Annotated in this window: 21 protein-coding genes; 17 read left to right on the top strand and 4 right to left on the bottom strand. The window is 60.5% G+C overall.

The genetic code is table 11. The features are described 5' to 3' along the window. Positions 1 to 10: 10 nt before the first annotated feature. Positions 11 to 784 (bottom strand): N-acetylmuramoyl-L-alanine amidase, encoded by a 774-nt coding sequence (locus ACZ5C3_RS22160; protein ID WP_464033066.1) that lies wholly within the window; start codon positions 782 to 784, stop codon positions 11 to 13. A 515-nt stretch (positions 785 to 1,299) separates the two neighbouring features. Here ACZ5C3_RS22160 and rsmH point away from each other — a divergent pair. From rsmH to murG, 9 genes are all read left to right on the top strand, one after another. Next, on the top strand, positions 1,300 to 2,301 hold the full coding sequence (rsmH, locus tag ACZ5C3_RS22155) for a 16S rRNA (cytosine(1402)-N(4))-methyltransferase RsmH (protein WP_464033065.1): 1,002 nt from the start codon (positions 1,300 to 1,302) through the stop codon (positions 2,299 to 2,301). A gap of 3 nt (positions 2,302 to 2,304) precedes the next feature. Then, a complete protein-coding gene (gene ftsL, locus ACZ5C3_RS22150; protein WP_464033063.1) occupies positions 2,305 to 2,715 on the top strand; it encodes a cell division protein FtsL in 411 nt (136 codons plus the stop codon). Next, positions 2,712 to 4,460, top strand: coding sequence for a peptidoglycan D,D-transpeptidase FtsI family protein (locus ACZ5C3_RS22145; protein ID WP_464033061.1), 1,749 nt, complete (start codon positions 2,712 to 2,714; stop codon positions 4,458 to 4,460). The genes ftsL and ACZ5C3_RS22145 overlap by 4 nt, the downstream gene beginning before the upstream one ends. 60 nt (positions 4,461 to 4,520) lie before the next feature. Then, positions 4,521 to 5,969 (top strand): UDP-N-acetylmuramoyl-L-alanyl-D-glutamate--2,6-diaminopimelate ligase, encoded by a 1,449-nt coding sequence (locus ACZ5C3_RS22140; RefSeq protein WP_464033060.1) that lies wholly within the window; start codon positions 4,521 to 4,523, stop codon positions 5,967 to 5,969. Beyond that, positions 5,966 to 7,405: a UDP-N-acetylmuramoylalanyl-D-glutamyl-2,6-diaminopimelate--D-alanyl-D-alanine ligase gene (locus ACZ5C3_RS22135; RefSeq protein WP_464033058.1), complete on the top strand. Its 1,440-nt coding sequence runs from the start codon at positions 5,966 to 5,968 to the stop codon at positions 7,403 to 7,405. Before ACZ5C3_RS22140 ends, ACZ5C3_RS22135 begins: the two co-directional genes overlap by 4 nt. 24 nt (positions 7,406 to 7,429) lie before the next feature. Further along, positions 7,430 to 8,515 (top strand): phospho-N-acetylmuramoyl-pentapeptide-transferase, encoded by a 1,086-nt coding sequence (mraY, locus tag ACZ5C3_RS22130; protein ID WP_464033056.1) that lies wholly within the window; start codon positions 7,430 to 7,432, stop codon positions 8,513 to 8,515. A 4-nt stretch (positions 8,516 to 8,519) separates the two neighbouring features. Continuing rightward, positions 8,520 to 9,923 carry a UDP-N-acetylmuramoyl-L-alanine--D-glutamate ligase gene (gene murD, locus ACZ5C3_RS22125; protein ID WP_464044277.1) on the top strand — a complete coding sequence of 468 codons (1,404 nt, stop codon included), beginning with the start codon at positions 8,520 to 8,522 and terminating at the stop codon, positions 9,921 to 9,923. A 131-nt stretch (positions 9,924 to 10,054) separates the two neighbouring features. Continuing rightward, positions 10,055 to 11,206: a putative lipid II flippase FtsW gene (gene ftsW / locus ACZ5C3_RS22120; protein ID WP_464033054.1), complete on the top strand. Its 1,152-nt coding sequence runs from the start codon at positions 10,055 to 10,057 to the stop codon at positions 11,204 to 11,206. A 17-nt stretch (positions 11,207 to 11,223) separates the two neighbouring features. Further along, positions 11,224 to 12,324: an undecaprenyldiphospho-muramoylpentapeptide beta-N-acetylglucosaminyltransferase gene (murG, locus tag ACZ5C3_RS22115; RefSeq protein ID WP_464033053.1), complete on the top strand. Its 1,101-nt coding sequence runs from the start codon at positions 11,224 to 11,226 to the stop codon at positions 12,322 to 12,324. Between the two features lie 19 nt (positions 12,325 to 12,343). On the opposite strand, the gene ACZ5C3_RS22110 is transcribed toward murG, so the two are convergent. Then, positions 12,344 to 12,985, bottom strand: coding sequence for an NrsF family protein (locus ACZ5C3_RS22110; protein ID WP_464033051.1), 642 nt, complete (start codon positions 12,983 to 12,985; stop codon positions 12,344 to 12,346). Then, positions 12,985 to 13,560 carry a sigma-70 family RNA polymerase sigma factor gene (locus ACZ5C3_RS22105; protein ID WP_464033049.1) on the bottom strand — a complete coding sequence of 192 codons (576 nt, stop codon included), beginning with the start codon at positions 13,558 to 13,560 and terminating at the stop codon, positions 12,985 to 12,987. The genes ACZ5C3_RS22110 and ACZ5C3_RS22105 overlap by 1 nt, the downstream gene beginning before the upstream one ends. A gap of 196 nt (positions 13,561 to 13,756) precedes the next feature. Here ACZ5C3_RS22105 and ACZ5C3_RS22100 point away from each other — a divergent pair, with 196 nt between their 5' ends. From ACZ5C3_RS22100 to murB, 4 genes are all read left to right on the top strand, one after another. Next, positions 13,757 to 14,497 (top strand): alpha/beta hydrolase, encoded by a 741-nt coding sequence (locus ACZ5C3_RS22100; RefSeq protein WP_464038400.1) that lies wholly within the window; start codon positions 13,757 to 13,759, stop codon positions 14,495 to 14,497. A gap of 187 nt (positions 14,498 to 14,684) precedes the next feature. Further along, positions 14,685 to 16,088 (top strand): UDP-N-acetylmuramate--L-alanine ligase, encoded by a 1,404-nt coding sequence (gene murC / locus ACZ5C3_RS22095; RefSeq protein WP_464033047.1) that lies wholly within the window; start codon positions 14,685 to 14,687, stop codon positions 16,086 to 16,088. Positions 16,089 to 16,091: 3 nt separating this feature from the next. Continuing rightward, complete coding sequence (locus ACZ5C3_RS22090; protein WP_464033046.1) at positions 16,092 to 16,790, top strand: glutamine amidotransferase; 699 nt, start codon at positions 16,092 to 16,094, stop codon at positions 16,788 to 16,790. Next, complete coding sequence (gene murB, locus ACZ5C3_RS22085; protein ID WP_464033044.1) at positions 16,787 to 17,707, top strand: UDP-N-acetylmuramate dehydrogenase; 921 nt, start codon at positions 16,787 to 16,789, stop codon at positions 17,705 to 17,707. Before ACZ5C3_RS22090 ends, murB begins: the two co-directional genes overlap by 4 nt. Here the strand turns inward: murB and ACZ5C3_RS22080 are convergent. Continuing rightward, entirely contained in the window at positions 17,704 to 18,504 is an 801-nt protein-coding gene (locus ACZ5C3_RS22080; RefSeq protein WP_464033042.1) for a bestrophin-like domain, read from the bottom strand. The two genes, murB and ACZ5C3_RS22080, sit on opposite strands and share 4 nt — an antisense overlap. Positions 18,505 to 18,628: 124 nt before the next feature. Between ACZ5C3_RS22080 and ACZ5C3_RS22075 the strand changes: the two genes are divergently transcribed. From ACZ5C3_RS22075 to ftsZ, 4 genes are all read left to right on the top strand, one after another. Continuing rightward, a complete protein-coding gene (locus ACZ5C3_RS22075; RefSeq protein WP_464033040.1) occupies positions 18,629 to 19,555 on the top strand; it encodes a D-alanine--D-alanine ligase in 927 nt (308 codons plus the stop codon). After that, entirely contained in the window at positions 19,522 to 20,496 is a 975-nt protein-coding gene (locus ACZ5C3_RS22070; protein WP_464033038.1) for a cell division protein FtsQ/DivIB, read from the top strand. The genes ACZ5C3_RS22075 and ACZ5C3_RS22070 overlap by 34 nt, the downstream gene beginning before the upstream one ends. Continuing rightward, positions 20,493 to 21,815, top strand: a complete 1,323-nt coding sequence (gene ftsA / locus ACZ5C3_RS22065; RefSeq protein ID WP_464044276.1) for a cell division protein FtsA — start codon at positions 20,493 to 20,495, stop codon at positions 21,813 to 21,815. The genes ACZ5C3_RS22070 and ftsA overlap by 4 nt, the downstream gene beginning before the upstream one ends. A gap of 84 nt (positions 21,816 to 21,899) precedes the next feature. Beyond that, the gene (gene ftsZ, locus ACZ5C3_RS22060) at positions 21,900 to 23,690 is read left to right on the top strand and encodes a cell division protein FtsZ (protein ID WP_464044275.1); all 1,791 of its coding nucleotides are present in this window, start codon (positions 21,900 to 21,902) and stop codon (positions 23,688 to 23,690) included. Positions 23,691 to 23,749: the final 59 nt, after the last annotated feature.

Raw genomic sequence — 23,749 nt, 5'->3', positions numbered from 1 at the left:
AGATAACCAATCAAGCTGTCGCAACTTCCTTTGGAAGTGCGGCGAGCAGATCGTCCAGCGTCTTCAATGTCGAGAAGTCCGCGATGCCGTCAACGCGCTCGGGTCGATAGTGGCGCTGGAATGCCGCGACCACATCCATCGTCTGACCGTCATACTGTCCGGTGAGCGGGACGCCGTATCCGAAGCTCGCGAGCTTCCGTTGCATCGTCAGCACTTCGTCGCCGCTGGCGCCGAGCATCTTGTGTTCGCTGCGAACGAGCGGTGTCGGTTCAATCCAGAGACCAACACCGGAGTCTGCGAGGAGGCGCCAGGGGAATTTTTCGCCCGGATCCTTCTTGCGGCCCGGCGCAACATCGGAGTGTCCGATGACGCGGTGCTTGGGGATGTTCCGGCGCAGCATGATGCCCTTGCAGAGCGCGATCACAGCCGCGATCTGCCGCAGGGGAAAATCTGGATAACCGAGGTCATGGCCGCGGTTAACGATTTCGATGCCGATCGAGCGCGAGTTGACGTCGGAATCACCGACCCATGATGAGGCCCCGGCATGCCATGCGCGGGCTGCTTCCCTGACGCATTGCACGATGTTCCCATCTTCGAGCACGACATAATGTGCGGAAACTTCCGTGCCGGGCGTGCACAGCCGCACGAGTGCACCTGCAGCATCGGCCATGCCGGTGTAATGCAGCACGATCATGTCGGGGGACGTGATGCCCTTGCGCTCCCCGTAGTTTGGCGAAGGTGTGACGGTCGATACGACGGACGAGTCCGGCACGAAACTCTGCATGTCAGCTTGAAATCCTCTTGGAAAGGGACGCTGACGCTTCGAATCAAATCCAACAGACGCAAACGATCCTTGAGTCATCTGAAAACCCAAAGCAGGCAAGAGTAAGGGCACAAGCCACTAATGAACCCTTGCTCGGTTCCAATTCAATCCGTCAGGGTCGTCCGAGAGCCGTTTCTACACAAGGCAATGCGCATGGCACGGTTGCGCCAAATCATTGTGAAAAACTGGATTCGTGTCGTCAACGATTCCTTAACGATAACTGCCGCTACTGGAGGATTGAAGAGTCGCGTCAGCAACTGGGGCGACTGAAGTTCTTCGGTGCGCAATACCTCATGGCTGGCCATAGAATCCCATGCGGAACCTCAAATTTGCGACGAGTTATCGCGAGTACCTCCGCGTTCAGAATGATCTGGGCCAGCCAACGAGCAAGCCTTGGGTTGTCGGGACGGGACGGCGGCGACCGCTCTGTTACGCTCGGATGGCACGCGACCCCATTTCGCAGGGGAGGCTGTGACATGGCCGCTGATCATGAATTCGTTCCTCACGTCCCGGTGCTTGGCCGCGAAGCTGTGGATTACCTCGCCCCCCGTGATGGCGGCGTTTATGTCGACGCGACCTTCGGGGCAGGCGGCTACAGCCGAGCCATTCTCAAGGTTCCAGGCACCCGGGTGGTTGCGATCGACCGCGACCGGACGGCGATTGCCGCCGGATTTGACCTGGTGGACCAGTCCAATGGCCGACTGACCCTGGTGGAAGACCGTTTTTCCAATCTGGCGGACGTTTGCAGCGCACAGGGACTAACCGCCGTCGATGGCATCGTCATGGACGTCGGTGTGTCATCCATGCAGCTCGATCAGTCCGAACGGGGCTTTTCGTTCCGCTTCAACGGCCCTCTCGACATGCGGATGGGCCAGGACGGTCCGACTGCGGCCGATGTGATTGCGAAGGCGTCCGAGAGCGACCTCGCCAACATTATTTATATCTTCGGCGAGGAGCGCCATTCGCGCGCCGTTGCGCGGGCCATCGTCGCGGCCCGGCGGGAAGCCCCGATTACCACCACGCGTGCGCTTGCCGATATCGTTGCGCGGGTGGTGCGCAGCAAGCCGAACGAGATCCACCCCGCCACGCGCACGTTTCAAGCGCTGCGGATATTCGTCAACGAGGAGCTGGACGAGCTGCATGCCGCGCTGGTCGGCGCGGAGCAGATGCTGAAACCTGGCGGCCGGCTGGTCGTCGTCTCGTTCCACTCGCTCGAGGACCGTATCGTCAAGAATTTCCTCAATGAGCGCGGTCGGCGCGGTGGTGGATCCCGGCATCTGCCCGAGGTCGATCAGGTTGCGCCGAGCTTCGATATTCTCACCAAGCGGCCGGTTGTTGCCGAGGATGAGGAGGTGGAGACTAATCCACGCTCGCGTTCCGCAAAACTGCGCGCTGCCGCACGCACCGCGGCACCTTCCCATGCAGAAACCGCGACATTCGATTGGCCGCAACTGGCCGACGTGATGAGGGGAGGCTGATCAATGCGGATCGTCCACCTCTTCGTCATCTGCGCGCTGGTCTTCGCGGCAGCCTATGTCTACCGCATCAAGATGGATTCGACGGTGCGCACCGAGAAGGTATTGCGGCTGCGCGCCGACATCCGTGAGCAGCGCGATGCCATTGCAGCACTCCGGTCGGAATGGGCCAAGTTGGATTCGCCGGCTCGCTTGCAAGGTCTTGCCTCCCGTCATCTGACACTGCAGCCGATCCAGGCGACACAATACGATTCTTTGAAGAATCTGCCGCCACGTCCGCCAAGCTTCGTGAAGCCGGGTGATCCTGACCCGATCGGTTCGATGATCGAAAGTGTCGATCAGGAGGCGCTCGTGGGCGGCGACCGTGATCGTGACACCATCACGGGTTCGATCCCGTCGCCGGGAGGTAAGCGGTGACAGATCACGCTCTACCCACCGCACGTCCAGCCGAGCCCTGGCGGCAGCGGCTTATCCGTACGCTTCTCTATGGACGCAATGTCGATCGCTCTGCGAAGGCGCGCGCACGCGTTGGCCTCGCCATGATCGCATTCGCCGCGGTCTTTTCGATCATCGCGGGACGTCTTGTCATGTTCGCAGTCGTGGGCGACAGTCATGGCACGCGCCGGACAGCCGCGCAGGACGCCATCGCGACCGCGAGGCCGGACATCGTCGACCGCAACGGCGCAATTCTCGCGACTGACGTCAAGACCCCATCGCTGTTCGGCGAACCGCGCCGGATCATCGACAAGGATGAGGCCATCGAACTTCTCACTGCGACACTGCCAGATGTCGATGCAGGTGAGGTGCGCGATCGTTTGTCGTCGAAAAAGGGATTCGTCTGGCTGAAGCGTGAAATTACGCCGCAGCAGCAGAAGGACATTTATCGCCTCGGCATTCCTGGAATTGGCTTCCTGCGCGAAAACAAGCGCGTCTATCCAACTGGCGCCGAAGTCTCGCATCTGATCGGGCTGGTGAACGTCGACAACCAGGGCATCGCCGGCATCGAGAAATGGCTGGATAACAACGGCCTGGCCGATCTGCACCGCGCAGGCTTCGCCACCGATCGCCAGCAAGAACCAGTCCAGCTCTCGGTCGACTTGCGGGTCGAGCACGCGTTGCGCGACGAACTGATGAAGGCCAAGGACAAGTTCCGCGCCAAGGCCGCTTCCGGCATCGTCAGCGATGTGCGCACGGGCGAGGTGGTGGCGATGGTATCTTTGCCGGATTTCGATCCCAACAACCCGCGCGAAGCCAATGATCCGGACCGGATCAACCGCCTAACCACCGGCGTGTACGAGATGGGGTCGACCTTCAAGGCCTTTACGCTGGCAATGGCGCTGGATTCCGGCAAGGCCAATCTCAACTCGATGTGGGATGCGCGTGGACCGCTGCACTACGGCAAGTTCACGATCCATGACGACCATGCGATGGGCCGTTTCATCAGTACGAAAGAGGTCTTTACGTATTCGTCGAACGTCGGTGCCGCGCGTATCGCGCTGGCGCAAGGCGTCGAGGCGCACAAGGCGTTTCTCGGCAAGATGGGACAGCTGGTGCGGCTGCGCACCGAGCTGCCGGAAAGCGCCTCGCCGCTGCTGCCGCGTCGCTGGGGCGAATTGAACACCGTGACCATCTCCTTCGGGCACGGCATCGCCGTTGCGCCCCTTCAGGCTGTGATGGGCATCAACGCGCTGGCAAATGGCGGCTACCTGATCCCGCCGACATTCCTCAAACGTTCTGAGAAGGAAGCGATGGCCCTCGCCAAACGGGTCATCCGCTCCGACACCAGCGAGAAGATGCGCTTCTTGATGCGCCTCAATGCTGAGGTCGGCACCGCGAAAAAGGCCGATGTCAAAGGCTATTACATCGGCGGTAAGACCGGCACCGCCGAGAAGGTCGTCAACGGCCGCTATGCCAAAAAGCGGGTGCTGAATTCCTTCACGGCTATTCTCCCGGCGGATAACCCCCGGTATCAGCTCCTTATCATGCTGGATGAGCCGCAAGCCTTGCCGGAAACCCATGGTTTCATTACGTCGGGTTGGAACGCGGTGCCGACCGGAGGAAAGGTGATCGAGCGGATCGCGCCGCTCCTGGGTATCACCCCCCGGTTCGATTTGCCGCCGTCCGACCGCCTTATTCTTGCGACATCGAGAGATAGCCGGTAAGCGCTCTGGGCTTGCTTTTGCGCCGGCCGAATAGACGATGATTCAGGACACTGGGGTAGCATGAAACTGCGCGACCTTTTCAGCGGGGATGCCGTGGTTGACGCGCGACACAATGATGTCGCCGTCAGCGGAATTGCCGTTGACAGTCGCACGGTGAAACCCGGCGACGTTTTCTTTGCTTTGGCCGGCGTCAAGACGGACGGTACGCGTTTCATCGATCAAGCGATCGCATCGGGTGCGGCTGCCGTCGTGAGCGACCGGCGCCCAGTGGACGATGAGCGTGTGCCGTTCATTGCCGTGTCAAATCCGCGCCGTGCGCTGGCTCTGGCCGCCGCCAGATTTTATCCGCTCCAACCGCAGACAATCGCAGCCGTGACGGGCACAAGCGGCAAGACGTCCGTCGCCGCGTTCACGCGCCAGATATGGCAGCACCTTGGTCATCCTTCCGCCAGCATCGGCACCATCGGCTTGGTGTCGCCGAAACGCACGATCTATGGCTCCTTGACGACGCCGGACCCGATCGCATTGCATCGTTCGCTTGACGAACTAGCGGGTGAAGGCGTCACGCATCTGGCGCTTGAGGCGTCGTCTCATGGCCTTGATCAACATCGACTTGATGGTGTGCGCATCAACGCAGGTGCCTTCACGAACCTGTCGCGCGACCACATGGATTATCATCCGACGGTTCAACATTATCTCTCGGCGAAGCTGCGGCTGTTCACCGATTTGGTTGTCGATGGCGGTGCGGCGGTAATTGCCGCCGATCACGAGCATTCGCAGGCCGTCCATGACGCGGCGCGCGCGCGCAAGCTGCGCATGATCAATGTTGGCCGAAAGGGCGACGGCATCCGGTTGATCGATGTATCAATCGACGGATTCGCGCAGAAGCTGACAATCGAGCATGACGGGCGGAGACGCACACTGCGCCTGCCGTTGGTCGGTGAATTTCAGATCGAAAATTCTTTGGTGTCGGCCGGTCTCGCGCTCGCGACTGGCGGCAACGCCGACGAGGTGTTTGCTGCTATTGAACACCTTGAAGGCGCGCCGGGCCGGCTTGAACTCGTTGGTGAGCGCAATGGTGCGCCGGTGTTCGTCGATTACGCGCACAAACCTGACGCGCTGGCCAAGGCCCTCGAAGCCTTGCGCCCTTACGCCAAACAAAGACTCGTTGTGGTGTTCGGGGCAGGCGGCGATCGCGACGCCGGCAAGCGCCCGCTCATGGGAGCGATTGCCGCGGAAGGCGCCGACACTGTCATCGTCACCGACGACAATCCCCGTTCGGAAAATCCCGCGTCGATCCGCGCTGCGATCATGGCCGCGGCGAAAGGCGCAAAAGAGATTGGCGACCGCGCAGAGGCGATCCGCGCGGCGATCGCGGGTCTTCAAAGGGGCGATGCACTGCTGATCGCAGGCAAAGGTCACGAGACGGGACAGATCGTTGGAGATAAAGTGTTGCCATTCAGTGATCATGAAGCCGCGGCGGCGGCTCTGGCGGAGCATGCCGCATGACGAACCAAGCTCTCTGGACGAGTTCTGCGATGGCGGACGCCATGCGTGCCGCGCGTTGCGGTGCGTTGCCGGAAGCTATTTCAGGCATTTCCATCGACAGCCGCACCGTGACGCCGGGCGAGGCTTACTTCGCCATCAAGGGCGATGTGCATGACGGACATGATTTTGTCGAAGCCGCATTGAAGAACGGTGCGGGATTGGCCGTGATTGCGGAGACGCATCGCGCGAAATTTGCCGATAACCTTCCGCTGTTGGTGGTGCCGGATGTGTTGGCTGGTCTGGTGGACCTCGCGCATGCCTCCCGTGCGCGGCTCGGCGCCAAGGTGATCGCGGTGACGGGTTCTGTCGGCAAGACCTCCACCAAGGAAGCATTGCGCACGGTGTTCAGCGCGCAGGGTGAAACCCATGCATCGGTCGCTTCGTTCAACAATCACTGGGGCGTGCCGCTGTCGTTGGCGCGCTGCCCGGCATCGGCCAAATTCGCGATCTTCGAAATCGGGATGAACCACGCGGGCGAAATCGAACCGCTCGTTAAAATGGTGCGGCCGCACGTGGCCATCATCACCACGGTCGAGCCGGTCCATCTGGAATTCTTTTCCGGCATCGAGGCCATTGCCGATGCCAAGGCCGAAATCTTTTCTGGTGTTGAGCCGGGTGGTGCAGCGGTCCTCAATTTGGACAATTCGCAATTCGCGCGGCTGAAACAAAGCGCGGAAAAAGCCGGCATCTCGCGCATTGTCTCGTTCGGAACTGACGCAAAAGCGGACGCGCGTCTCATCGATGTGGCGCTGCGTTCAACATGCTCCGCGGTTCATGCGGAGATTCTGAAACAAGACGTGACGTACAAGATTGGCGTGCCGGGCCGGCATATGGCGATGAATTCGCTCGCGGTCCTCGCTGCGGCCTCGTTTGTCGGAGCGGACCTTGCGCTTTCCGCCATTGCTCTGTCTGGCATGAAGCCGGCAACCGGGCGCGGGGTGCGGGAGACGCTTGAGCTTGCAGATGGCACGGCGACCCTGATCGACGAAAGCTACAACGCCAATCCGGCGTCCATGGCGGCTGCCATTACTGTGCTTGGACACGCCGAGGTCGGCTCCCGTGGCCGACGCATTGCGGTGCTAGGCGATATGCTCGAACTAGGGCCGACCAGCCCCGATTTGCATCGCGATCTGGCCGGGCCGATCGCGGCCAACAACATCGACGCCGTCTTTTGTTGCGGTCCGCTGATGCGTCATCTCTGGGAGGCTCTTCCTTCCGGCAAGAAGGGCGGCTATGCCGAGCATTCGGCTGCACTAGAATCGCAGGTTGTGGCGGCGATTGGCGTAGGCGACGCCATTATGGTCAAGGGGTCGCTCGGTTCGCGTATGAAACAAATTGTGACAGCGCTGCAAAAGCGCTTCCCAGGAAGAGCCGCGCTTGACGACGCAATCGTCTAAAGTAACGGCAAAAGGCGGTTTTGAATGTTTTATTGGCTGACCGAATTGTCGGGCATGATCCCGGGCATCAATGTTTTCCGCTACATCACTTTCCGGACCGGCGGAGCCATGGTGACGGGCGCGCTGTTTGTTTTCCTGTTCGGTCCCTGGATCATCGATCATCTGCGGCTCGCTCAAGGCAAAGGACAGCCGATCCGCGCAGACGGACCGCCGACCCACCTGACCACCAAGAAGGGCACGCCGACCATGGGCGGCCTCATGATCCTGTCGGGTCTTCTGGTGTCGACGTTGCTATGGGCCAATCTCCGCAACCCCTATGTCTGGGTCGTGCTGCTGGTCACGCTCGGCTTTGGCTTCGTTGGCTTCTATGACGACTACCTGAAGGTGTCGAAGCAGACGCACCACGGCTTTTCCGGACGCACGCGTCTGGCGTGCGAGGCCGTGATCGCGCTGATCGCGTGCTTCTGCATCGTCTGGTTCGGTCGTGATCCGTCGGTGACGGCCTTGTCGATTCCGTTCATCAAGGAATTCACCATCAACTTCGGCTGGTTCTACGTTTTCTTTGGCATGTTCATCATCGTTGGCGCGGGTAACGCAGTGAATTTGACCGATGGTCTTGACGGCCTCGCCATTGTGCCTGTGATGATCGCGGCCGCCAGCTTCGGCATGATCGGTTATCTGGTCGGCAATGCTGTGTTCGCGGAGTACCTCCAAATTCGATACGTCGCAGGCACCGGCGAGCTTGCAGTCCTTTGCGGCGCGGTTCTCGGCGCGGGACTTGGCTTCCTCTGGTTCAACGCCCCGCCGGCCTCGATCTTCATGGGTGATACCGGTTCGCTGGCGTTGGGGGGCATGCTCGGCACCATCGCAGTCGCGACCAAACACGAGATCGTGCTCGCAGTGATCGGCGGCCTGTTCGTGGTCGAAGCGCTGTCCGTGATCGTTCAGGTCGCATCATTCAAGCTAACCGGCAAACGCTTCTTCCGCATGGCCCCGATCCATCATCACTATGAACAGAAGGGCTGGACCGAGCCGCAGATCGTGATCCGGTTCTGGATCATTTCGGTGATGCTTGCGCTGGCCGGCCTTTCGACACTCAAGCTGCGGTGAGATCGTGATTCCCGTTACATCTTTTGCCGGCAAGACGGTTGCAGTTTTCGGCCTCGGTGGATCAGGCCTCGCTAGCTGCCACGCGCTCAGGGCTGGTGGTGCAGAAGTCATCGCCAGCGACGACAGTTCTGCGAAGCTAGCGGAAGCAGCCAAGGCCGGCTTCATCACAGCCGATCTGCGTAGCGTCTCGTGGGAGAATTTCGCCGCACTCGTTCTGACGCCGGGCGTGCCGCTCACCCATCCGGAGCCGCACTGGACGGTGCTGGCTGCGAAAAAAGCCGGTATTGAAGTTATCGGTGATATTGAACTGTTCTGTCGCGAACGTAGACGCCATGTGCCGACCTCGCCGTTCGTTGCCATCACCGGCACCAACGGCAAATCGACCACGACCGCGCTGGTCGCGCACCTCATGCGCGAGGCGGGCTATGACGTGCAGATGGGCGGCAATATCGGCACCGCGATCCTGTCGCTGGAGCCGCCGCGCATGGGCCGCGTTCATGTGATCGAGATGTCGTCGTATCAGATCGATCTGACGCCATCGCTCGATCCGAGCGTCGGCATTTTGCTGAATGTGACGGAAGATCATATCGATCGTCACGGTACCCTCGCACACTATGCCGAAGTCAAGGAACGGCTGGTGGTTGCCGTGCAGCGCGGCGGGACAGCCATTGTCGGTATCGATGACAACTGGAGCGCGGCCATAGCCGATCATGTCGAGCAGGCGGGTAAATACATCGTCCGCGTGTCGGTGAAACGGCCGTTGGCCGACGGCGTCTATCTCGACAAGGATTCGATCGTTCGTGCCTCTGGCGGTGCGCGCACCGAACTGGTGAAGATCGACAACATTGGCTCGTTGCGCGGTGTTCACAATGCGCAGAACGCAGCCTGTTCCGCATGTGCTGCGTTGGCGCTGGGCGTCGGCGGCGACGTTCTGCAAAAAGGCCTGCGGAGTTTTCCGGGGCTTGCCCATCGCATGGAGCAGATCGGACGGAAAGGCCAGGTGCTGTTTATCAACGATTCGAAAGGCACCAACGCCGACGCGGCGGAGAAGGCGCTGTCGTCGTTCAACAACATTTTCTGGATTGCCGGTGGCAAGCCGAAGACGGGCGGTATCGAATCCCTGCGCGGGCTCTTCCCGCGTATTCGCAAAGCCTATCTGATCGGCGAGGCCGCGGACGATTTTGCTGCCACACTTGGCAGCGTTCCCCACGAGATCAGCAAGACGCTGGAAGAGGCAGTCCCACATGCTGCACGCGACGCGGAGGCGTCGGGGCTGAGCGATGCTGTCGTGCTGTTGTCGCCCGCCTGTGCGTCGTTCGATCAGTTCCCGAATTTCGAGAAGCGTGGCGAACGCTTCCGCGATCTCGTCAAGGTTCTCGACGGAGTTGTCCCGGTCAAGGCTTCCTAGCTTCGTGTTCGGCTTTGCGGTTGGGAAAGCCAGTCGAAAGTTAAGATTATCGAAACCATATTCGGGGCAAGACTAGAGGTCAGATTGAGGATTGAGACGTTGGGGATGTCTCGTCCGAGGAGCAGCGGCCCATGATCTCCCGAGAACAGCGTACGCCACTGAGCGAATGGTGGTGGACGGTCGACCGCCTGTTGCTTGCGGCTATTTTGACCTTGATGCTGGCCGGGGTGATCCTGTCGCTTGCCGCCAGTCCGCCGGTGGCTGCGCGCATCGGTCTTGATCCGTTCCATTTCTTCAATCGCCATGTGATCTTCCTGATCCCGTCGTTCATCGTGCTGATCGCGGTGTCGTTCCTGTCGCCGCGTCAGGTGCGCCGTTCGGCTTTAATTGTGTTCGCGGTCAGCATCGTGCTGATCGTTGCAACGCTTGTACTCGGACCAGAAGTCAAAGGCGCAAAGCGCTGGATCACCATCATCGGGGTCAACATCCAAGCGTCCGAAATCGCCAAGCCTTCGTTCGTGATCTTGGTGGCGTGGCTCTTCGCCGAATCCGCGCGGCGGCCGGAAATGCCGGCGACCTCGATGGCTTTGACACTGCTATTGACGCTCGTCACCTTGCTGGTGGCAGAGCCCGACTTTGGCCAGACGATGTTGATCTCCATGGTGTGGGGCACGCTGTTCTTCATCGCCGGAATGCGAATGATCTGGGTCTTCGGTTTGATGGGCGTGTCGGCGGCTGGATTATTCACCGCCTATCTGTTCGTGCCGCACGTCGCAGGCCGCATCAAACGCTTCATGGATCCGGCATCGGGCGACACGTTCCAGGTCGATATGGCGATGGAATCGTTCACTCACGGCGGCTGGTTCGGGCTGGGGCCAGGTGAGGGCACCGTGAAGCGCATCCTCCCCGACAGTCATACAGACTTCGTATTTGCGGTCGCGGCGGAGGAATTCGGGATCATTCTGTGTCTCGTGTTGCTCGCGCTGTTTGCCTTCATCGTGATCCGCGCGCTGTCGCGCGCTTATGCCAGCGAGGATCTGTTCGCGCGCTTTGCCGCGGCTGGACTTGCGATCATGTTTGGCATCCAAGCCTCGATTAACATGGCGGTGAATCTTCATTTGATGCCCGCGAAGGGAATGACGCTTCCGTTCATTTCCTACGGCGGCTCATCGATGGTATCTCTGGCCTATGGTGTCGGCATGCTGCTGGCGTTGACACGTCAGCGTCCTCGGGTCGAAATGGAATCGATCAACGCTGCACACGCGGCGCACCGTTTCGCCTGAACGAGGGATATCAGCCAATGTCCGACAGCCCGCTCATCATGCTGGCGGCGGGGGGAACAGGTGGCCACCTGTTCCCAGCCGAGGCTTTGGGCGTTGCGCTGATGAAGCGCGGCATGCGGGTGCGGCTGGTCACCGATTCCCGCGCAGTCCGCTATAGCGGGCTGTTCTCCAAGGACATGATTGACGTCGTGCCCAGCGAGACCATGCGTGGCCGTACACCCTGGGCGTTGGCGCGCACCGGCACTATGCTGGCCGCCGGGGGGGCTATGGCGCTTGCCGTGCTGTTGAAGCAAAAGCCCAAAGCCGTCGTGGGTTTCGGCGGCTATCCGACATTGCCACCGCTGATCGCAGCAAAGCTGCTCGGTATTCCGACTATCATTCATGACGCCAACGCCGTGATGGGGCGCGCCAACAAGTTGCTCTCCAGCCGCGTCAGCGCGATTGCGACATCATTGCCCGGCGTGCTCGACCATGAGCCTGCGCTTGCGCAGAAAGCCTCGGTGACGGGGACGCCGATGCGGCCCGCTATCCTCGCGGCAGCAGCGGTGTCGTTCAATCCGCCTGAGACGAACGGACCACTGCGGCTGTTGATCGTAGGCGGCAGCCAGGGCGCGCGGGTGATGTCGGACATCGTGCCGCCTGCCATTGAACGGCTTGAACCTGCGCTATGGCACCGGCTCAACCTCGTGCAGCAGGTGCGCGAGGAAGATATGGCGCGCGTGCGCGCCGTGTACGACCGGCTCAAGATCGATGCGGAGCTTGCGCCATTCTTCAGCGATCTTCCAGCGAGGCTGGCGTCCAGCCATCTTGTTGTGTCGCGTTCTGGTGCAGGCACTGTCGCGGAGCTCGGCGCCATCGGCCGTCCCTCGATCCTGGTGCCGTTGCCTGGCGCGATCGACCAAGATCAATTTGCGAATGCTGGCGTGCTTGAGCGTGCCAATGGCGCGATCCGCATCGCGCAGTCGGACTTCACGCCCGATCGTCTGGCGGCTGAGCTTTCAGCCCTTGCCGCCGAACCTGCCCGGCTGACGGCGATGGCTGTTGGAGCGAAGTCCGTTGGCCGGCTAGATGCCGCCGAACGGCTGGCCGATCTGGTGACAACCGTCGCGAAAATTTAACTTCGCCTTCATCCGGCGATTACCAGGCAAGCGCGCGGCGGCCGATGACCGCACCAAGGCCGGTCATCATCAGAATTGCTGTGCCATACCAGACGGCAACGAAGAGTTCGCCGTCATTCTTGCAGGCAAGCGCATAGGCCGCCGCGCCAAGTGCTCCTGACAGAAATCCCGCCGCAGCCCCCGCAATGTTCGGGCGGATCGGTGCGCCAGTTCGGAGAGCTTTTAGGACAAGGAAAAGAGCTGGCATTGAGAGCATCAGGATCGCGCCGACACAGGCGGGGACTGAAATATTGGATGTTCCCAAGATCGAAAGACCGGAATGATCCAACGCGGCACCTACAGCGAGCAAAATCAAGCCTGGAAGCAGAGCTGCGAGGGGGAGTGCGGAGGCATCGGGTTGCATCGTGCGCCTTGCGACGATGAAGCCGCCGCAGGCAAGAAGTATTGTGCTCCCGAGTTTGAAGGGCAAAGATCCATTTTGCACAAGACTCATCAGGTCAGGACGAACCCCGATCAACACCACGACTATCACCATGGCGACCGCGAGAGCGAGCGCTGTGGCAGCCAGCAAAGTCTGGCCGGCGGATAGGTTGTTCGCTGCCTGCTGGCCTCCGGCCTCTCGCGCCATGCTTCGAATGAGATTTTCCGTTTCGGCCGACATCACGCATCTCCCGTGACGAGTTCGGCAGCCGCAGTAAGGCGCTGCAGAGCTCGGTGGAACGTCATTCGTACCACGCCTTCGCTGGTGTTCAGTTGTTGCGCGGTTGCCCGAACCGTGGCGCCGTCGATCGCCAGCGCTCGCACCACGGCTTGTTGGCTGCGAGGCAGGTTCGACAGGTGCTGCTCCATATTAACCAGGGCATAGTTCTGATCATCGAGCGATGCGTCGATGATGTCTGACATTTCTTCGAACGTGAGATCGATGCGATAGAGCGCTTCACGTTTTCGGCTGCGTGCGGCGTCGATTAGTTTGTAGCGTGTGATGGCGTAGAGCCACGGCAGAAATGGACGATCTGCATCCCAGGTATGGCGCTTGGTATGCAGGCTGATGAGAACGTCCTGAACCAGATCTTCCGCGTGGTCCGCGCCAAGTCCGGATTGCGCCAGCCGATGCTGAATCAGCCGTCGCAGCAAGTCGGCAATATCGCGAAGCAGCGTCTCGTAGGCCACAGCATCGCCACGGCGCTCGGCGCGCATAGCTTCAGCCCATAGATGCTCTTTGTCTCTCATCGCCATGGAGGAGTCTTCGCCGGGAGAAAGGGGATGTTACGCACACTGCAAATTTTCTTCCGCGCATCACAAGCCCGTGATCGTGTTGCGCTGCTTGCTCGCCATTCGAAATGGCCTGTCGGAGCGCATTGCTTCGATGCAGATCAAACGAGGATTTATGATTATGAAGTTTGCCCGGATTGCAGCGGCACTAGCCGTTAGCATGCTCACAGGCACGTTCGGTACTTTTGAGGCGCACGCGCAGACGCCTGCCCCCGTCGTCGCAAAGAATGTCGTGCTTGTGCACGGTGCGTGGGCGGATGGCTCAAGCTGGAGCGAGGTGATCGCTCGTCTTCAAGCTGCGGGGCTGAATGTTACGGCGGTCCAGAATCCGCTTACGTCCCTGGAAGATTCTGTGGCTGCGACGCGCAAGGCGCTGGCGCTGCAGGACGGTCCGACCGTTCTCGTCGGCCATTCCTGGGCTGGGACTGTCGTCAGCGAAACAGGGACAGATCCCAAGGTGACAGCGCTGGTTTATGTCGCCGCTCGCGCACCCGACGCTGGCGAGGATTTCGTGGCGCTGTCTGGAAAATTCGCCACCATGCCTGTGCGTGCAGGTGTGCAGGAGCATGACGGATTTACAAAACTGTCTGAGGAGTCGTTTCTGAAATACTTCGCCAACGGTGTTCCAGTTGCGGAGGCAAAGGTGCTCTACGCCGAACAAGAGCCCACCGCGGCATCGCTGTTCGGCGGCCGGACGACGGCCGCTGCCTGGCACACCAAGCCGTCTTTCTATGCGGTCTCCAAGCAGGACCAGACCATCAATCCGGAGTTGGAGCGGTTTCTGGCGTCACGCATGAAAGCGACGACCATCGAGCTGGATGCAGGTCACCTTTCGCTGGTGTCGCATGCGAAGGAAGTGGCCGATCTGATCCTCACAGCGGCAGGCCGGAAGCCGAACTGAGCAATTCGGTGCGACCGCAGCGCGTTGCGCTCGTTCCATTCCCAATGAAGTTTAATATCGCATTGATATCATTGTAAAAATTTTCCATCGTGGCCGGGCTTGTCCCGGCCGCGCGCGTCTTGCAAAAGTGGGTCAGATTCGAAAATGCCCGGGGAATCGTCCGGGTTACCCAGCGAGACCCAGTAATATGAGATTGCCGCGCGAAATCGGTCCCATCCACTTTGTCGGAATCGGCGGCATTGGCATGAGTGGCATTGCCGAGGTGCTATGCAACCTTGGTTACACCGTCCAGGGTTCCGATGCCTCCGAGAACGCCAATGTCATCAGGCTTCGTGAGAAAGGCATCAAGATCAGCGTCGGACACAAGGCCGAGAATGTGGCCGGTGTCGATGTGCTGGTGGTGTCGACCGCGATCAAGCGCGACAATCCGGAATTGATCGCAGCACGTGGCCTTCGCATCCCTGTCGTGCGCCGCGCCGAGATGCTGGCTGAACTGATGCGGCTGAAAAGTTGCATCGCCATTGCGGGCACCCACGGCAAGACCACGACGACGTCGATGGTCGCCACCTTGCTGGATGCCGGTAATCTCGATCCGACGGTGATCAATGGCGGTATCATCAACGCCTACGGCACCAATGCGCGCCTCGGCGCGGGTGACTGGATGGTGGTGGAAGCCGACGAGAGCGACGGCACCTTCCTCAAACTTCCGACGGATATCGGTATCGTCACCAATGTCGATCCCGAACATCTCGATCACTTCAAGACGTTTGATGCGGTTCAGGATGCATTTCGCAGTTTCGTGGAGAGCGTACCTTTCTACGGCTTTGCTGTGATGTGCATCGATCATCCGGTCGTTCAGGCGCTGGTCGGAAAGATCGAGGATCGCCGGATCATCACCTATGGCGAAAATCCGCAGGCCGATGCGCGGCTGGTCGAGCTTGAGCCATTTTCGGGCGGATCGAAGTTCAAAGTGGAATTCCGCAACCGCATCACTGATGCGACGCATTGGATTTCGGACCTGGTTCTGCCGATGCCGGGGCGTCACAATGCTCTCAATGCGACCGCAGCTATTGCAGTGGCGCATGAGATCGGCATTTCGGACGATGCCATCCGCAAAGCGATTGCGGGCTTTGGCGGTGTGAAGCGCCGCTTCACCCGCACCGGCGAATGGAATGGTGTCACGGTGATCGATGACTACGGCCATCATCCGGTTGAGATTGCCGCCGTGCTCAAGGCCGCGCGCGACTCCACCAAGGGCAAGGTGATCGCTGTTGTGCAGCCGCATCGCTACACGCGCCTGCAGTCGCTGTTCGAGGAATTCTGCACCTGCTTCAACGATGCCGACACCGTTATCGTCGCGGATGTTTACGCGGCCGGTGAGGCGCCGATCCCTGGAATCGATCGGGATTCCTTTGTGCTTGGCTTGCGCGCGCACGGTCACCGCGAAGTGATCCCGCTGCCGGATGCATCGAAGCTTGCTCCGCTGGTGCGTGACGTTGCGAAGGCTGACGACTTCGTAGTCTGTCTCGGCGCGGGCAATATCACGCAGTGGGCCTATGCGCTTCCGGGCGAGCTGAATGCGCTGGGCTGACCGATGACGACGTGTATCGCGCTCCGTCATGTGGCTTTTGAGGATGTCGGCCTGCTTGGCGATGTTCTCGCCGCGCGTGGTGTCAATTTATCCTATGTCGAGGCGGGTCTCGGTTCGCTCGACAAGAATGCGTTGACGGAAGCAGATCTTCTCGTGGTCCTTGGCGGGCCGATCGGCGTTTACGAAACCGATGAATATCCGTTTCTGCTGGACGAGCTCCCGGCGCTGCGGGTACGGCTCGATGCGCGCCGGCCAACGCTTGGAATATGTTTGGGTGCACAGTTGATTGCAGCCGCATTAGGTGCGCGTGTTGCGCCGGGGCCAGCAAAGGAAATCGGCTACGCGCCGATTGATCTGACAGACTCGGGCAAACGTTCGATCCTTGCCCCGTTCGATGGCGTGGATGTGCTGCACTGGCATGGCGACAATCTCGATCTGCCTCCAGGTGCCGAACGGCTTGCGTCCACGAAGCACTGTCCAAACCAGGCTTTTACTATCGGCGCGCATGTTCTTGGCTTGCAATTTCACATCGAAACGAAGCCGCAAGCGCTTGAAAGCTGGCTCATCGGGCACGCCGTTGAATTGTCGAAGGCGGGGATATCGCCATCCTCGCTGCGCGCGCAGGCGGCGAAATCCGGCGAAGCCACCGCTGCAGCCGGCCGCCATGTTTTGGAATCCTGGCTTGCGGGCGTGATGTCATGAGCTTTCCGGATCTTCTGCCGACATTGAAATCCGCCATGCCCGACCTGCGCGGGCGGCTGCTGGCAAATGAATCGCTTGCGCCGTTGACGTGGTTTCGCGTGGGTGGCCCGGCGCAGGTTCTCTTTACTCCTGCGGACGAAGATGATCTGGCTTACTTCTTGTCTCGGCTGCCGGACGACATTCCAGTCTACACGGTCGGCGTAGGTTCGAACCTGATCGTGCGCGATGGCGGCGTTGAGGGCGTCGTCATTCGTCTGTCGCCGCGTGGCTTTGGCGACATCAAGGCTGAGGGCGACGCCATCCGTGCCGGAACAGCGGCGCTCGACAAGCGTGTAGCCGAAGCGGCAGCAGCGGCGAATATAGGCGGGCTCGAATTTTATTTCGGCATTCCAGGGTCGATCGGCGGCGCGTTGCGCATGAACGCCGGCGCGAATGGCGGCGAGACGAAGGATGTGCTGGTCGAGGCGACTGGCGTGACCCGCAAGGGCGAGAAAATCTCGTTCTCGAACGCGGATATGAAATTTGTCTACCGCAACTCAGGTGTAGATACGTCGATCGTCTTCACGTCTGCACTCTACCGAGGTCGGATGACCGACGCTGAAGCGATCCGCATTCGCATGAACGAGGTCCAAAATCATCGGGAGACCGCGCAGCCCATTCGCGAAAAAACCGGTGGATCAACATTCAAGAATCCGCCCGGCCATAGCGCCTGGAAACTGGTAGATGCCGCCGGACTTCGCGGCTTTCGCGTCGGCGGTGCGCAGGTCTCGGAAATGCACTGCAATTTCTTGATCAATACTGGCGATGCAAGCGGACGCGATATTGAAACCTTGGGCGAAACTGTACGCGCGCGCGTAAAGGAGCACTCAGGGGTCGAACTGCAGTGGGAAATCAAGCGGATCGGAAACGAAACTTAATTTCCGTTCCTCGCCGGCGTGACCGTCTCGGGCAGGGACTCAATTTGTGCGATGGGGGCCGGCGACAGTTTGAACGCTCCGTAGAATGGATATTCCTGCATCGCGACGATACCGAGGGCGACCACTGCTGCGCTTGAGAATAAAACGAGTGCGGCTGAGAATGCGCGGATGCGGTCGAGGTGGACCAATCCGATGGCCACTTGCGTGAACAAGCCCAGGATGATCACCGTTAGCCATTTCAGATCATTGGTGTGATCCGCTGCAATCGAAAGTCTGTCATTGCGTACAGTCCCGAGCCGGACTGTTGCGTTGAGCAGCGCCGTGTGTACGGCGTTGCCGGCGCTCTTCGCAATGGATGGATTGCTGACTTCACGCAGCAGGTCGTCGTAGGCGGCATCGGTGCGTGGCGACGTGTGATCGTGCGCCATCGCAGGCCACTCGTCGGAAACAACGGCTTCCGCATAGGATTTCAGCGCAGTCCGAATAGTCCGCATGTCGGTGACGGAAGCGACGCTGAGTGTGTAGATGTTGCGCAACTCCCCGGCTTCGGTGTGAACGGCGCGGAGGGCCTGACGATTGCGGTCTCCGATATCTGAAGCAAGAAAGCCCACCAACAGCGCAAACAATATTGCAATAGCCCCGAAGAACGGCGCCACGACGCCGCTCAGATGCTGAACTCTGTTCGCGAACGGCCTGCGGAACGCAATAATCATGAGCAGCAGCGTCATGCCGAAATACAGAGCGATCAGCGTTGCAAAGATTCCGGTGGGTGGCAGTTCAAGCCAGGTTCTGATCATGAAATGGAGCCGTGTTTTTGGAGCGTCGGTGTTCCGAAAGATAATATCTGACTCGCGGTGACGTGGTCAGGTGACTTGGTCATAGGCTCAAATCAGCGTAGGTAGAGAGAATTAAGGAGTTGTCATGAAACGATTTCAACATGTCGCCGTGCTGATGGGCGGATGGTCGTCGGAGCGGGAGGTCTCGCTGCGTTCGGGCAAGGCGTGCGCCGATGCGCTGGAGCGCAATGGGTACCGGGTCACGCGCATCGACGTGAAGCGCGATATCGCGACCGTGCTTGAGGCGCTGAAGCCGGATGCTGCGCTCGTCATGCTGCATGGCCGCCCAGGTGAGGACGGCACCATTCAGGGCGTGCTCGAGACACTTGGCATTCCTTACTCTCATTCGGGGGTTTTGGCGTCGTCGCTGGCGATGCAAAAGGATCTTGCGAAAACGGTGATGGCGACTGCCGGCGTACCGGTTGCGGCAGGCCTTACCTTGTCACGCGCCGAGGTGGCGAAGGGCCATGCCATGGCTCCGCCTTATGTCATCAAACCCGTGGCGGATGGTTCGAGTGTCGGTGTTTTCATCGTGACCGAGAGCCATGCTCACCCGCCACAGGAGCTGTTCCGTGATGATTGGGATCACGGCGAACAACTGTTGGTGGAAAAATATGTGGCCGGCAAGGAACTGACCTGCGCGGTCATTAACGGGGAACCCACCGGCGTTATCGAGATCGTTCCATTAATCAAATTTTACGATTACGAGGCAAAGTATTCTCCCGGCGCATCAAAACACATCCTACCTGCACCAATTTTACCTTTTGTTTACCAGGAAGTCCGAAGGTTAACGCTAGCTGCGCATGTGGCGCTTGGCTGTCGGGGTGTGAGCCGTACGGACTTCCGTTACGACGACCGCATTGAGGGGACGGGGGGATTAATCTGCCTCGAGGTCAACACCCAACCTGGCATGACCGAGACGTCACTTGTTCCGGAACTAGCCGCGCACGCGGGCGTAACATTTGACGAGTTGGTGCAATGGATGGTGGAGGACGCCTCTCTCGGTCGGTAGGACGGACGGGGCCCCAATCTACTCCGAGTAAACAAGTTGCTTCCGCGGCATCGCGCTTTCGTGCGCGCACGGCCGCGCCTGCGCATCGTCGATCCTTTCATGACGAAAATCCCACAATCGCCAAGCTTGAGCGCTGGATGCCGCGCGGCATCGGCGTCTTCGCTATGGTTTTGCTGCTGGCCGGCACCGTCACGCTTGGCATCGTCAAGGGAGGCCATAGCGACGACTTCCTTGCCGGACTGAGCGATACCCGCAATGCCGCCGCCAATGCCGTTGGCTTCCGGATCACCAGCGTTGCGATCACCGGCCGCAAGCAACTGACGCAGGACGAAGTCCTCGCGTTCGGAGGCATCAACGGACGCTCGTCGCTGCTGTTCCTGGATGCTGCTGCTGCTCGTGACAAGTTGAAGGCTGAGCCATGGATCAGCGATGCCACCGTTCAGAAGCTGTATCCGGGCCGGCTGCAGATCGACATCACCGAACGCACACCCTATGCACTCTGGCAGGAGAATGGCCGAGTATCCCTGATCGCCGAGGACGGCACTGTGCTCAAGCCTTATGTGGAGCGCCGCTTTCTGTCGCTGCCGCTGGTGGTGGGGAAGGGTGCCGCATCCCGCGCCAAAGATTTTCTCAATCTGTTGGGACAATATCCGCATGTGCGATCGGCACTGAAGGCAATCGTGTTCGTCGGTGAGCGGCGCTGGAATTTGCGCCTCGCCGATGACGTGGATGTGCGCTTACCAGAGGAAGACGTGGAGAAAGCACTGGCGATGCTGACGAAGCTCGACCAGGAAGACCACCTGTTCTCCAGAGATATCACAGCAATCGACATGCGCTTGCCGGATCGTTTGACCGTCCGCCTGTCGGAAGATGCCGCGAAGGCACGTGAGGAACTGTTCAAGGACAAATCGAAATCCAAAAGAAAGGCTGGTGACGCATGACCAGTCTCGATGGCGTCCAGACTCCGAAGACCCGCCAGATGCCGCCGAACAAGACGGCCCTGGTGGCTGCGCTTGATATCGGCACAAGCAAGATCGCTTGCGTGATTGCGCGGTTGAAGCCCTGTCCGCCAAGCGATGCCTTGCGTGGACGTACCCACGCGGTCGAACTCATTGGCATGAGCCACATCCAGTCGCGCGGCGTCAAAGCCGGTGCCGTCGTGGATTTGGCTGAATGCGAGCAGGCCGTCCGGCAGGCTGTCGCCCTGGCCGAACGCACCGCGAAAGTCCGCGTGGAGTCCGTGCTGCTGTCCGTGTCGGCCGGTCGTCTGCAGGGCAATCTCGTTGAAGCGTCAGCGGAATTGCGCAACGGCGCGGTCACTCCGGCTGATATGAGCCGGGTCGTCAGCGCCGGTATGCATCATGCGACGCCAAAGGGGCGTACCGTCCTGCATGCCCTGCCGGTGGGGTTCTCGCTCGACGGCGTCAAAGGCGTCCGCGATCCAAGCGGCATGGTCGCCCGGCACTTCGGGATCGACATGAATGTCGTCACGGCAGAAGCAACTGCAGCAAAAAACCTGATGCTTGTGGTCGAACGCTGCCATCTCAATGTCGAGGCCATGGCCGCCGGTCCCTATGTGGCCGGGCTTTCAGTGCTCACCGACGACGAGACCGATCTAGGCGCGGCCGTGGTCGAAATGGGGGCGGGTACGACAACAATCGCGACCTATTCGGGGGGGCAGTTCGTTCACGCCAGTGGATTTGCGCTCGGCGGGCAACACGTCACCATGGATCTTGCTCGTGGACTCGGTGCATGCATTGCAGATGCCGAGCGAATCAAGACGTTATATGGCACGGTGCTGACAGGTGGATCGGATGCTCGCGACGTGATGAGTGTGCCGACGGCGGGTGATGACGACCGCGATGTGCCGCAGATGGTTTCGCGCGCCACGATCGCGAACATCATACGGCAGCGTGTCGAGGAGATTTTTGAGATGGTCAGGGATCGGCTCGCGGAATCCCCCTTTGCGGCAGAGCCGCGGGCGCGGGTTGTTTTGAGCGGTGGTGCTTCGCAGCTGAATGGCGTGCCGGAGCTTGCCAGCCGTATCCTTGGTCGCCCGGTACGGGTCGGGCGCCCGCTTGGCTTCGGCCGTTTGCCGGCTGAAGCGAAAAGCGCATCGTTCGCGGTGCCCACAGGTTTGCTGCTTTATCCGCAGTTCGCTCACCTTGAACACGTTGAACCGCGGCATACGCGGCAAGTCATGACAGGGACTGACGGTTATTTCGGAAAGGTCGGACGATGGCTTCGAGAGGGCTTCTGATGAGCGCACCCCGGATCGAACCATTTCATCAACTGCTTTGGCGTGCAGCCCAAGCCCCCACGCGCGCGTAATCGAGAGGCAACCATGACCATCAATCTCAACGTACCCGACATTCGCGAGCTGAAGCCGCGTATCACCGTTTTCGGTGTCGGCGGCGCGGGCGGTAATGCCGTCAACAACATGATCACGGCCGGCCTTCAGGGGGTAGACTTCGTCGTCGCTAATACCGACGCGCAGGCCCTGACCATGTCGAAGGCCGAGCGCATCGTCCAGATGGGCACGCAGGTCACGCAGGGTCTCGGCGCCGGGTCGCAGCCGGACGTCGGTGCTGCCGCCGCGCAGGAAGTCATCGACGAGATCAAGGACCACCTCTCGGGCGCCAACATGGTATTCGTCACCGCAGGTATGGGCGGCGGCACCGGCACCGGTGCGGCACCCGTCATTGCCGCGACCGCACGTGACATGGGCATCCTGACCGTCGGCGTCGTTACCAAGCCGTTCCACTTCGAAGGCCAGCGCCGCATGCGCACTGCTGAAAGCGGCATTGCCGAGCTTCAGAAAGTGGTCGACACGTTGCTGATCATCCCGAATCAGAACCTGTTCCGCGTCGCCAACGAAAAGACCACCTTCGCTGACGCGTTCGCGATGGCTGACCAGGTGCTCTATTCGGGCGTCGCCTGCATCACCGATTTGATGGTCAAGGAAGGCCTGATCAACCTCGACTTCGCCGACGTTCGCGCCGTGATGAAGGAAATGGGCAAGGCAATGATGGGCACCGGTGAATCCACCGGCGAGAAGCGGGCTCTGACCGCTGCCGAAGCCGCGATCGCCAACCCGCTGATCGACGATTCGTCCATGAAGGGCGCACGTGGCTTGCTGATTTCGATCACCGGCGGCAAGGATTTGACGCTGTTCGAGGTCGACGAAGCGGCGACCCGTATCCGAGAAGAGGTCGACAACGATGCCAACATCATCGTTGGCGCGACCTTCGACGAGACCCTCGACGGCATCATCCGCGTGTCCGTGGTTGCAACCGGTATCGATGCCGTTGCGGCTGTGCGGGCCACCCCAGCACCGGCGACGGTCACTGCTCCATCGGCAGCACCGGAGAGCCGTCTGGCTGAACTGACCGCACGCCTGCGTGCAGACAACCAGCGTATGGCGGAACGTGCCGCACAACAGCAGAAGCCTCAGGCACAGGCTCCGGCTGTCGCTGCCCCCGTTGCGGCACCTCGTGTCGATCAGATTGACCGCGCTGCGCTGGCTGCAATCGCCGAGGCGGTATCCCCAGCGGACCGGTCGGCTCAGCCACAGATGCAGCCTGCGTCCTACGGCGATGTGAGCGTGCGGCCGATTCCGCCGAAGCCATCGCTGTTCCCGGAACAGGAAGAGCCGATGCACCACATCCAGGAGCAAGCGCCTCCGGCAGCCTTTATTCCACAGGCGGCTGAGCGCATGCCGCTGCGCGCGCCTCGGATGCCGCAGTTCGAGGAACTGCCGGTGCCGGCGCAGAACGAAATCCGCAAGGCGCGTGGTGAAGCAGCTGAGGAACCGGCGCATCCGCAGAAGACGCGCACTTCATTGTTGCAGCGTCTGGCCAATGTCGGCCTCGGCCGTCGCGATGAGGATCATGAGCCGCCGATCGCAGCCCGCAGCGCTGGTCCTGCCATGCCGCAGATGCCACCACTTCCGGAGCGCAAACCGCAGCGGCCGAATCCCGCTCAGTATGGCGGCGATCCCGTATCTGAATACGCTCGCCGGCCGGCACCTGCGCCGCAGGGACTTGATTCGCACGGCCGTCCGGCCCCCCTTGGCCCTCAGGGAGGCGAGGATCACCTCGATATCCCCGCCTTTTTACGGCGGCAGGCCAACTAAACGTGTGTAACAATCCGTGAGGATGATGATGCCCCGGCAGGTTCTGCCGGGGCATTTTC

The sequence above is a fragment of the Afipia dichlorophenoxyacetatis genome, assembly GCF_055386385.1.
The sequence above is the reverse complement of the archived record's forward strand: the minus strand, read 5'-3'. Positions and strand labels throughout refer to the sequence as shown.